General features: G+C 59.5%; 10 protein-coding genes. 5 read left to right on the top strand and 5 right to left on the bottom strand.

Going from position 1 to position 11397, the window contains the following annotated elements; all coding sequences use genetic code 11:
- Positions 1-135 precede the first annotated feature (135 nt).
- Entirely contained in the window at positions 136-2088 is a 1953-nt protein-coding gene (locus NOM06_RS07310) for a ligand-gated channel protein (RefSeq protein WP_255910789.1), read from the top strand.
- Positions 2089-2155: 67 nt separating this feature from the next.
- On the opposite strand, the gene NOM06_RS07305 is transcribed toward NOM06_RS07310, so the two are convergent.
- The 3 genes from NOM06_RS07305 to NOM06_RS07295 form a co-directional block, all read right to left on the bottom strand.
- Entirely contained in the window at positions 2156-3544 is a 1389-nt protein-coding gene (locus tag NOM06_RS07305; RefSeq protein WP_255910786.1) for a transporter substrate-binding domain-containing protein, read from the bottom strand.
- Between the two features lie 140 nt (positions 3545-3684).
- Positions 3685-5046 (bottom strand): ATP-binding protein, encoded by a 1362-nt coding sequence (locus tag NOM06_RS07300; RefSeq protein WP_005356852.1) that lies wholly within the window; start codon positions 5044-5046, stop codon positions 3685-3687.
- A 33-nt stretch (positions 5047-5079) separates the two neighbouring features.
- Positions 5080-5802 (bottom strand): response regulator, encoded by a 723-nt coding sequence (locus NOM06_RS07295; protein WP_255910783.1) that lies wholly within the window; start codon positions 5800-5802, stop codon positions 5080-5082.
- Between the two features lie 199 nt (positions 5803-6001).
- Here NOM06_RS07295 and NOM06_RS07290 point away from each other — a divergent pair, with 199 nt between their 5' ends.
- Positions 6002-6349, top strand: a complete 348-nt coding sequence (locus NOM06_RS07290) for a hypothetical protein (protein ID WP_100652356.1) — start codon at positions 6002-6004, stop codon at positions 6347-6349.
- A 192-nt stretch (positions 6350-6541) separates the two neighbouring features.
- Complete coding sequence (locus NOM06_RS07285; RefSeq protein ID WP_255910780.1) at positions 6542-8536, top strand: methyl-accepting chemotaxis protein; 1995 nt, start codon at positions 6542-6544, stop codon at positions 8534-8536.
- A gap of 93 nt (positions 8537-8629) precedes the next feature.
- On the opposite strand, the gene NOM06_RS07280 is transcribed toward NOM06_RS07285, so the two are convergent.
- Positions 8630-9049 (bottom strand): hypothetical protein, encoded by a 420-nt coding sequence (locus tag NOM06_RS07280; RefSeq protein WP_201996558.1) that lies wholly within the window; start codon positions 9047-9049, stop codon positions 8630-8632.
- A 99-nt stretch (positions 9050-9148) separates the two neighbouring features.
- Complete coding sequence (locus NOM06_RS07275) at positions 9149-10063, bottom strand: LysR family transcriptional regulator (RefSeq protein WP_019446735.1); 915 nt, start codon at positions 10061-10063, stop codon at positions 9149-9151.
- A 258-nt stretch (positions 10064-10321) separates the two neighbouring features.
- Between NOM06_RS07275 and NOM06_RS07270 the strand changes: the two genes are divergently transcribed.
- A complete protein-coding gene (locus tag NOM06_RS07270; RefSeq protein WP_255910777.1) occupies positions 10322-10654 on the top strand; it encodes a hypothetical protein in 333 nt (110 codons plus the stop codon).
- A 30-nt stretch (positions 10655-10684) separates the two neighbouring features.
- Positions 10685-11371, top strand: coding sequence for a pirin family protein (locus NOM06_RS07265; protein WP_255910774.1), 687 nt, complete (start codon positions 10685-10687; stop codon positions 11369-11371).
- Positions 11372-11397 lie beyond the last annotated feature (26 nt).

The raw sequence follows: 11397 nt of genomic DNA, 5'->3' as shown, positions 1-11397 counted from the left end.
CGGGATGACGTGAGCGCGTTAAGGATCAGGGTGTTCACGTTGGCCGGAATGGCTGTTCAACTTCGCCGGAATACGCAGTAATGAGTGAAGTAAGGGAATACGTCACCTTCCTACTAAAAATGTTCAGGCTAAAACATGACAACAGTGAAACCGAACAAGCTTGCCTTGCTGATCTGCTCCCTTCTTGCGACCCAGGCCTATGCTGCCGAAAAAGAGGTGATGGTCGTCACCGCTTCCGGCTTCCAGCAGAAGATTGAAGATTCTGCCGCCTCCATCTCCGTGATTACCCGTGAGCAGCTGGAGAAACGGGCATATCGCGATGTGACCGATGCCCTGAAGGATGTTCCCGGTGTTGTGGTGACTGGCGGTGGCAGCAGCAGTGATATCAGCATTCGCGGTATGGGGTCGAAATACACCCTGATGCTGGTTGATGGCAAGAAGGTGGATAGCCGTGGCACTCGCCCGAACAGCGATGGTCCGGGTATCGAACAGGGCTGGCTGCCGCCACTGCAGGTGATTGAGCGCATTGAGGTCGTCCGTGGCCCCATGTCATCCCGTTATGGTTCCGATGCCATGGGGGGCGTGATTAACGTGATTACCCGCAAGACCACCGGTCTGGCCTGGCAGGGCTCGGTTCATGCTGATTCTACCTTCCAGGAGAACAAGGATGCTGGCAACAGCTTCCAGACCGATGCCTATACCGCAGGTTCACTGATCGATGGCGTGTTGGGGCTGCGTTTCAATGGTCAGCTGGCGCATCGTGGTGAAGACAAATTTACCCAGGGCTTTGCCGAGCAGGAGACTCGCAGTGGCACGGCGGTGCTCAGCTTTAAGCCTGACGACCATAACCGCTTCGATCTGGAGGCCAGTCGCAGCCTGCAGGATCGGGATCGTACGGCCGGCAATTCACTGGATGCCAAGGCGAAAGATAGCCTTAACCGCTACGAGCGCACCAACTATGCGCTGACCCATGATGGTCAGTATGATTTCGGTTCTTCCAGCAGCTATCTGCAGCAGGAGATCAACACCAACCCCGGCCGCAAGATGGAGCTCACCAACACCATCGCCGACACCCATACCCAGTTCATTCTGGGGGATCACTACCTGAGTGTCGGTGGTCAGTACCGCTATGAAGACCTGCACGATCAGGGCAATACCCTGAAAGTAGCCAACCCTGCCGAGCAGCTGACCCGCTGGAGCTGGGCGATGTTTGTCGAGGATGAGTGGTCACTCACTGACAGCTTTGCTCTGACCGGTGGCGCCCGCATGGATCGGGACCAGAACTACGGCTCTCACTGGAGCCCGCGCCTCTACGGCGTCTGGCATCTGGACCAGAGCTGGACGTTGAAAGGGGGCGTCTCGACCGGTTACCGCTCCCCTGACTTGCGGATGTCGGCGGCCAACTGGGGTCAGGTCACCGGTGGTGGCAGCCTGGATGGCATGCTGGTCGGCAACCCGGATCTCAAACCCGAGACCAGCGTGAGTGAAGAGATTGGTCTGCTGTGGAACGGTCATCAGGGCTTCAACGCCGGGGTTACCCTGTTCAACACCGACTTCAAGAACAAGATCTCCGAAGTGCGTCGTTGCACCAGCAAGAGCGATCCCGCCTGTACCCTCAATGGTCACAGCTATGACTTCATCAGTGACCGGGTCAACGTCGACAAGGCGAATATGCGCGGGGTCGAGGGGATGATGGATTGGACCATCAATGAAGATTGGTCGGTCAGCTCCAGCTACACCTTTACCCAGTCCGAACAGAAGAGCGGCCCGCTGGCAGGGTATGCCCTCAACCAGATGCCCCGCCACATGTTCAACGGCAGCGTAGACTGGCAGACCACCGAGGATCTCAGCCTCTGGTCACGGGTCAACTTCCGTGGCGAGACCTCCGAGTACCTGAGTCGTGTGAAGATGGCGGAGGGGACCCCTTCCTATACCTTCTTTGACATGGGCCTGGTCTACAAGGCCAACAAGCATCTGGATCTGACTGCCGGGGTCTACAACCTGTTCGACAAGACGGTGGATTACAGCAGCTATGGCACTGTGCTGGATGGTCGCCGCTACAACCTGGGCGTGACTTACAACTTCTGATAGGGAACCTGTCATGCGGCCGCCATCTTCCGATGGCGGCCGTTTTTATTGCGTGTCCGTCAGGGGACTATGCCTGATAGGGGGCGGCTTGCCAGGTATTGCGCCCCAGTCCCTTGGCCTGATACATGAGGGCGTCAGCCTGCCGTAGTAGCTGGTCGGCATCAGCCTCTCTCTCTGCGGCGACCCAGACTGCCCCGGTGCTGATGGAGAGGGTCACCTCGCCGCTGCTGGTGTGCAGGGTTTGCCGGTTGCTCTCCAGGCAAATACGCTCGGCCCATTGCTCTGTCTCAGCCAATGTGGCCAGCGGCAGCAGCAGGCAAAACTCCTCGCCGCCGATGCGGGCCAGCAGAGCCTCTTCGGGCAACAGGTTCGTCACAGTCGTGGCCAGCTTTTCCAGCAGCAGATCCCCGATGCCATGACCAAAGCGGTCATTGGTCTCCTTGAAGTGATCCACATCGAACAGCAACAGGGCACAGGGCTCCCCGCTTGCCAGCCGCTGCTCTATGGCAGGCATGAATGCCCGTCGGTTGAGCAGGCCGGTCAGGGGATCGGTACTGGCTTGTTTCTCCAGTCTGGCGTTGGCGCGGCTCAACTCGGTGGTGCGGCTGGCGACGGCGCGGCGCAGTTGCACTATGTAGGCCACCATGATTAACACTCCGGCAAACAGTAGCCAGGGACCGAGATGGATGGGGTAGACGGTTTCGACATGCATCCATTTGCGGATGATCCGCTCCCGATCGCTCTCTTTGAGCTTGGCGAAGCCCTCTTCCAGCCGGTTTAACAGGGCAAGGTCACCCTTTTTCACCGCAAAGCGGATCTGGTCGGTATAGAGGTGGCGAACCGGAATAAAGCGGGTGGGATCGTCCGAGGTATAGATGTAGAAGTTGGCGACCTGCAGATCGGCGATAAAGGCTTTTATGTCGCCCCGAAAGGCCGCCGCCAGCAGGGTGTCATTGTCATTGAAGGTTTGCAGTCTGGTGCCGGGGAAGTAGCGTCTGGCGTAATACTCCTCGTAGCCACCGGCTACCACACCGACCGTTTCATGGAGCAGGTAGTAATGTACATCGGTGCCGCGCAATTCGCTCGAGAAGAAGAGTTGGGAGTCGAGCTGGGCGATAGGCCGGCCATAGTCGAACAGTTTGTCCCGCTCCGGTGACCAGAGCAGTCCAGCGTGAACGTCCGCGTTCCCCTCATGGAGCTGGTCGAGGGAGCCTTGCCAGTCGACCAGCCTGAACTCGATCTTCTGGCCGGTCACCCGGGCATATTCACGCCACAAATCGATCAGCAGGCCATCCGGCTGGCCCGACTCATTGATATAGGAGAAGGGCTGCCAGGCTTTGGAGTTGGTAATGATGATCGGCTCTTCCGGGGCTTTGGCCCAGGCAGGCAGGGCAAGGCCGAGCAGCAGGAGCCCCCACCCGATACTGACTATGACTCCTGTCCTGGAAGAGGCCATCCTTGCTCCAATCCGTTGCCGTATATCGTCCCGTGGTCACCGATTATCACCGTCTTTCTGATCGAAGAACAAGCGCTCAAATGATGAAGTTTGCATGATGCAAATGGCGCCATGACAAGGCTGGCGGATAGAGTAACTACTTACAGCGGCAGGCTGATCCGCGCCTCCAGTCCCCCTTGTGGCCGATTGAGCAGGGTCAGCTCGCCGCCGTGCTGATGGACCAGGGTGCGGGCAATGGAGAGCCCGAGCCCCACGCTGCCTGACTCGGTATTGCGTGCTTCATCGAGTCGCACAAAGGGTTTGAACACATCCTCCAGCCGCGCCGGATCAATCCCCGGGCCGTTGTCGCAGACCCGGATCAACAGCTCCTCCTTGCGTCGCTCCAGTGACACTTCGGCGCTGCCGGCATATTTGATGGCGTTGCCGATGAGGTTCTGCAGCACTCGGCGCAGGGTGTTGGCCCGGCAGGCGTAGACCTCTTTGCCCTCAGCCAGACAGGTGACCGGCTGGCCGGTATCGGCATAGTCATCGCACAGGCTGACCAGCAGGCTGACCAGATCCAGCTCGCGGGTAGCCTCCTGCTGTCCCTCCTCGCGGGCAAAGCTGAGGGTTGCCGCCAGCATCTGTTCCATCTGTTGTAGGGTCTGCTGGATGCGCTCCTTGTCCTCGCCATCGGCCAGAAACTCGGTGCGCAGCCGTAGGCTGGTGATGGGGGTGCGCAGATCGTGGGAGATGGCCGCCAGCATCCGGGTTCTGTCCTGCACGAAGCGGTCGAGCCGGGTGTGCATCCGGTTGAAGGCCTGAATCGATTCGCGGATCTCGGTCGGCCCCTCCTCTTTCAAGGGCTCGATATCCTCGCCCCGTCCGAGCCGCTCCGCATTGCCTGCCAGCTGCTTGAGCGGGCGGGTGGCGCGACGAAACAGCAGCACCATCAGTCCGATCACCAGACTGGCGACCAGCATCAGGTTGAGGGTGGTCTGCCACGACCAGCTGCCCGCCTCCTTGTCGACCAGCGAACTGAACTGCAGCCAGCCCCCCTGCGGCAGTTCGATGGAGCCGTAGAGCCGCATATCCCGCGGCGGGGGCGGCCCCTTGCGATCCCGCATCATGCGGGCATGATGTTCCCACGCTTTGCTGCGCTGGTTATCCTCTTTCAGCTCGGCGCTGATCTCGACAGTGAGGCCGGGGGGGTAGTTGAGGCGCGAGCGCACCAGCTGCTCGAAGCGGGGGCTGCGGTTATCCGGTTGCAGCGGTTCGTCGGAGAGGCGCAGCAGCAGGGTCTCGCTGCGGCTCGCCTTGAGGATCTCGTCATAGAGGGACGGGGGAGAGAGGGAGAGCAGTCTGACCACAGAGATGATCCGCTGCATGGCGTTGCGGCTGTTGACGAAGCCGAGCGCCTCCTCCCGATCCGTGCGGTAGATCTGGATACTGAGCAGCTGGATCAGGATCAAGCCCGCCAGCGCCACCAGAATGATCTGGCCGGTCAGCCCCTTGGGCCACATGCGAGCCCATAGCCGTTTCAGTGCATTCACCGCTTATACCTGCGTCACATCGGCCGAGAACATATAACCGCCACCCCAGATGGTTTTGATCAGCTCCGGATTCTTGGGATCCCGCTCCAGCTTGCGGCGCAGGCGGCTCACCAGGGTATCGATGGCGCGATCAAAGGCTACCGCCTCGCGGCCACGGGCCAGATCCAGCAGTTGATCCCGGCTCAGCACTCGTTGCGGACGTTCGAGAAACACCTTGAGCAGATCGAACTCGGCGGTGGAGAGGCTCAGGCCCACCCCATCCTCATCGACCAGCTCCCGGCGATTGACGTCGAGCAGCCAGCGATCGAAACGCAGATCCCGGGTCAGGGTCTCGGTGGCGGGCTGGGTGTCGGCCTGGGTGCGGCGCATCACCGCCTTGATCCGCGCCAGCAGCTCGCGCGGGTTGAAGGGCTTGGCCAGATAGTCATCGGCCCCCATCTCCAGCCCTATGATACGGTCAGTCTCTTCCCCCATGGCAGTCAGCATGATGATGGGCAGGTTCGATTTGACCCGCAGCTCGCGGCAGAGGGTCAGACCATCTTCACCCGGCATCATCAGATCCAGCACCAGCAGGTCGAACTCCCGCTCCTCCAGCAGGCGCTTCATCTCCTTGCCATCCCGGGCGCAGCTGACTCGCAGGCCGTGCTGTTCCAGAAAGCGTTTCAAGAGATCGCGGATCTCGCTGTGATCGTCGACCACCAGAATGTGGGTGTTGCCCTGGTTCATGAATACCTCCCCTGCTTGGCGTTGGCACGAGTATACGAAAATACGCTGCACGGTTTGTGTCAAAGTGTGCCAGATCCGCACGATGCCACACTCTGCTACAAAAAAGGGCGATGCTGGCAAAGTTCAGACACCGACAGGGTGTTTACTTGAGGGCAAGGCAAGAGCGCCGAACCAGAATCATCCCTACAGGAGATAGACCATGAAAAAGCTGACCAAAACCCTGCTGACCGCCACCCTGATCCTTGGCCTGCCGCTGGGTGCCTATGCTGCCAGTGAAGCGGCCCCCACCGGCCAGCCCGGTGCCATGGTGGATTGCCCGATGGACGGCGGCATGATGGGTGGCAAACACCACGGTGGCCGCCACGACAAGATGGCCCGCATGCAGAACATGACCCCGGAGCAGATCCAGGCCAACTTGCAGCAACGTTATGACCGCATTGAAGATCCGGCCAAGAAGGCGGAGTTCATCAAGAAGCTCAACGAGCGTGCCGCCGGCATGACCAAGCACGCCGAAGCGATGAAGCAGTTTGCCGAAGCGAACCAGTAACAGCACCAGTTGTTATCAACCCAAGGGTGGCCGAGGCCACCCTTTTTGTGATCGTATCGATCCGTTTTCGCTCGAATCCTTATCTTGCTGTCGCTTATGTGAGCGATGGCAAACGCGCCGTGAGCGAATTGCAAGATAATGCCCACTCATATAACAAGCTGCAGTTAGCAGTGGCCGAAAACAGGAGAGGGTATGGGTTGGGATCTGGGGACAATCAAGGGGCGATATACCGCCGTTTTTCTGGGATTCATGGTGGCGGTCTGTGTGCTGACCGTAATCGGTATCCAGTTATGGGTCAAACCCGAGCTGCAACGGGCGGGTGAGCAGAATCTGGTGCTGCGGGTCAGCGAGATTGCGACCGACATTCGCGATCAGCTCAACGGGGTGCAGAGCCAGTCACGCAGTATCACCCAGCTGGTGGCCCAACTGCCGAGTGAGCAAATCGATGCTGTTCTCCCTGCTCTGATCGATCAATATGGCAATGCCATGGTGTTTGGTGGCGGCATCTGGCCGATGCCGGATCAGCGGGAAGCCGGTCGCATCAAGTTCAGTACCTTTTTTCATCGGGATGGTGCCAACAAGCTGATCCCCAACACCTACTGGAACTCGGCCGAGGCGCCCAACTATTTCGAGCAGCCCTGGCACAGAGCCGGGCAGCAGGCGGAGAAAGGCATGTGTGTCTGGGCGGCGGCTTACAAGGATGGTGCCAGCCAACAGCCGCGCACCAACTGTGCCATGGGAATCTATCGTGACGGTTCCCTTTACGGGGTGTCCACCATCGATGTGACGCTGGGTTTCTTCAATGATCTGGTCGCCAAAAAAGAGCAGGAGATCGGGGGTCAGGTGATGGTCGTCGAGGCCGACGGCAAGATCCTCAGCAAGAATGGTCGTTTGAGCGGGGATGTGGTGCTGGGCAACCTCTCATCTCACGGGGACTATCCCTTTGCCAGCGCCATCGCTAGCCTGCTGGGGCCGGGTAATGGCGCCGCGTTGCAGCGCACTACCTTTCAGGATCTGGGTGAAGAGCAGACATTGCTGATGCAACCCATCGAAGGAACCCCCTGGCTGTTGGCGGCGGCGCTGCCGACCAGCACCCTGACCCACGACAGTCAGGAGGTGCTCAAGACGCTGGCAGCGATCCAGCTACCGCTAGTGGTGCTGCTGTTTGCGCTGATGTTGATGGCCATCAAGCAGCTGGGCAGTCGACTCGACACCCTCAAGCAGAACATCGATGCGCTCTCGGCCGGAGATGCTGATCTGACTGCCCGGATCCGGGTCAAGGGGCACGATGAGCTGGACCATATCGCCCAATCGGTGAACCGCTTTATCGCCTATCTGCAGCAGATGATGTTGCAGGTGACCGAGACCACAGAGCTGATTACCCGTGAATTGGCCCAGCTGGATCAGCAGACGGGGCAGGCCAGACGCATTCTCGGTGAGCATGCCGCCGAGACCGATCAGATAGTGACAGCCCTGACCGAGCTCAGCTCCACTGCCGACAATGTGGCGCACCACGCGAGCGATTCCGCCAGCTTTACCGAGTCTGCCAATGGTCAGGCGATTCAGTCCCGTCAGGTAGTGGGTCAGGCCTCTGCCAGTGTGGCGGCGCTGATCGATGAAGTGGATCTTGCTGCGACCAAGGTATTGGGGATGCAGGAAGATGCACGCCAGATCAGCAGTGTACTCAGCGTGATCGGCGATATTGCTGCCCAGACCAACCTGTTGGCACTCAACGCGGCCATCGAGGCGGCGCGGGCCGGTGAGCAGGGGCGCGGTTTTGCCGTGGTTGCTGATGAGGTGCGCGCACTGGCGGCGAGAACCCAGAATAGCACTGCCGAGGTGGGGAGCATGCTCTCCCGGTTGACGCAGGGGGTGGCCGAAGCCGTGGTGGCCATGGAGCACACCAAGCAGAGCTGTCAGGCGGCGACCGAGAATACCGAGCAGGTGACAGGCGGGCTCGACAAGATGGCGGATGCCGTGGTGCAAATAAACGATCTGGGTACCCAGATTGCGACTGCGGCAGAGGAGCAGAGCCGGGTGACCGAAGAGATCAACCGCAACATGGTCACGATCCGCGACATGGTCAATCTGCTGGTGGATAACGGTCAGAATACCGAACAGAGTTCGGCCACCCTGCTGGAGTCCAATCGCCAGCTGGTGGCGTTGGTACATCGCTTCAAGGTGTAACAGACCGATAATGAAAGAGGGGGAGCTCGGTGCTCCCCCTCTTGCTATCTGTGCCGATGCGGGCGTGCAGCCCACTCCACCGGACGAGCGAACTTAGCCCTGAGCCTTGTCGGTCAGGTCTACTTTCTTGACGGTATCACCTTCGAACTTGATAACGACGTTCTTCTTGGCTGCGTCGGTATCTTTCAGCAGGGTTTTGGTGGTTTCTGCCAGCAGCGGAGAGGCCTTCTTCAGGGCATCCAGATCATAGGTCCACACTTCCAGACCGGATTCGGTCTTGGTGGTGGCAGGAGCGCCCAGCTTCTCTTTAATAGCCTGCTTGTTGGAGCCGCCTTCCTTGATATCCAGTGCCTTCTTGATGGCTTCGTTGGATGCGCTGTCCACTGCACCGGATACGGCGGTATTAGCTGCATCCTTGACGCTGTTGGTGACGCTGTCGGTCAGGGAGTCCATCAGGCCAGCATTGGCAAACAGGGGCAGGGTGGTGAGGGCAACCAGCAAACTCTTTTTCATTTTTTACAGATTCCATTGGTTCAAATGAGGCGGCTATGGAACCAATAAAAGAGCTGGGTGTCAAGTGAGGCAGCTATTGAGCTGTCTGTTAACTATGTCTCATTTTTCACCAGCCGCAAACAGTTTTGGTATCTCCCGCACCAGCCAGCTTTTGGCCTTGCCCATAGTGTCTCGCCGCCAGGCCAGCACGACCTGGAGCTGATGGCGATATTCGGGGCTGATCACCTTGAGCCGTCCGGCCCGGATGTCCTCCTCAATCCAGCTCTGTGGCATGGTGCCGACCCCGATCCCTGCCAGCAGGGCATCCCGTTTCTCCGTCATGGTGCTGACGGTGAGGCGCGGCTGCTTGTCCAGCAGGCGGTAGGTAAGTACCGGTTTGCGCAGGGCGGTATCGGCGACGGCGATGGCGCGATAGCGGCGCAGGGTCTCGTCAGCCAGAGGCTCCGGCTCCTGATGCAGCGGATGATCGGGATGGGCGACGTAGAGCATCACCTCGTCCTTGATCACCTGATGCTTGATGCCGGTCATCATGATGTCCGGGTTGATGGAGGAGATAAGCAGGTCGGCGCGACCATCCTCCAGGCACTCCCAACTGCCCGCCAGCACCTCGGCCCGCAGCCGCAGTCGGGTATCGGTCTGCTCGGCCAGCTTCTCCACCAAGGGGTAGAGGGCCTGCACCGGGACCAGCGCATCGACGGCGACTGTGATGTCGGTCTCCCAGCCACGGGCCAATGCCCGGGTCTCTCCCACCAGATGCTCGGCTGCCTCCAGCAGCACCCGGCCGCGCTCCAGCAGCATACGTCCCGCCGGGGTGAACTTGGTGCGGTGGCCGCTGCGGTCAAACAGCATGGCATCCAGTTCGTCTTCCAGCTTCTGCACCGTATAGCTCAATGCCGAGGGCACCTTGCCCAGCTCGTCGGCCGCCGCCGCAAAGCTGCCGCGGCGGTCGATGGCGTCCAGCACCCGGATTGCCTCCAGGGTCAGCGCCCGCTCCTTGTTCGATTCCTTGGCCATTCCTCACCTTCAATTTTTTTGAATATGTTTGCCAGTTTATCTCGCTAACAAGTTAGGTCATGTCACTTTAATATTCAATCAACGCTTAGGCAGGAACGTCGAGCGGCCAAATATGCTGGTAGTTCCGCACTGTGACACACCAAATCGGTCTGTCTGATGTCGGTGAAAGAACCACACACTATTTGAATAACCTCTTGCATGGATGCATTGATTCTGGCCGAAAAGGCCTTGGCAATGACATATAAAACAAGAGAGTGAATGAACATGAAAAACGTAATCAAGATGCTGGCCGTTGCAGGCCTGATGACCACTGGTTTCGCCCAAGCTTCCGTACCGGCTGACTTCAATGCCATGCCCGGCGTGCTGTTTGTGAACTGGAACGCCACTGCCGCAATGGATGGCAAAGCCAATCCGATGCTGGAAGTGCGTGACGAGTCTGGCGATCTGCTGGCATTAGTCCACGCCAACCTGACTGGCACCCAGCAGGTGCGGATCTCGAGCCGTACCCAGGGCAACCTGACCGTCAGCCTGGCTGACCAGAGCAGCGAATATCGTATTCCGTTCGGCATCGGTAGCGGCAAACAGCGTTAATCAACCGTCCCGGTAGGTGAGGAGCAGACCATGATGCAATTGAGAGCCGCAGAAGCGCGGGGCAAGGCCAACTTTGGCTGGCTGGACGCGCGCCACAGTTTCTCCTTCGGTCACTACTATGACCCGGAGTGGATGGGACACTCGGTACTGCGGGTGATCAATCAGGATCTGGTTGCGCCGGGTGGCGGATTCGCCACCCACCCTCACGCCAATATGGAGATCCTCACCTGCGTGCTGCAAGGCACCATAGAGCACAAGGACAGCCTCGGCCATGCCGAGCAGATCCCGGCAGGGGATTTCCAGCTGATGAGCGCAGGCAGCGGGATCCGCCACAGCGAGTACAACCCCTCGCAGACGGAACCCCTATCCCTGTTGCAGATCTGGATCGAGCCGAACGAGTTCGGCACGCCACCCGGATATCAGCAGAAGAAGATCGAGTCCAGACCGGGCATGACGCTGGTGGCGTCACCGGATGGCGAGGCGGGATCGCTGCGGATCCGCCAACAGGCCCGCGTATGGCGGCTGGAACTGGCCCCGGGCGAGGCGCTCGAATGGGCACTGGCTGGCCGACACGGTTACCTGCAAATGATTTCAGGGGAGCTGACCGCCAACGGTCTGGCTGCCCGACCCGGCGACGGGGTACTCAGTCGTGATGAATACCGGTGGGAGCTGGTTGCGACCAGTGCCAGCCAAGCCCTGTTATTTGACCTACCCTGAAGCAGTCAGCGGTGATGTGACACAAA

The organism is Aeromonas sp. JL9 (genome assembly GCF_024436075.1).
Lineage (GTDB): Bacteria > Pseudomonadota > Gammaproteobacteria > Enterobacterales > Aeromonadaceae > Aeromonas > Aeromonas veronii.
Note: the sequence above shows the minus strand (reverse complement) of the source record. Positions and strands in the feature narration are given on the sequence as shown.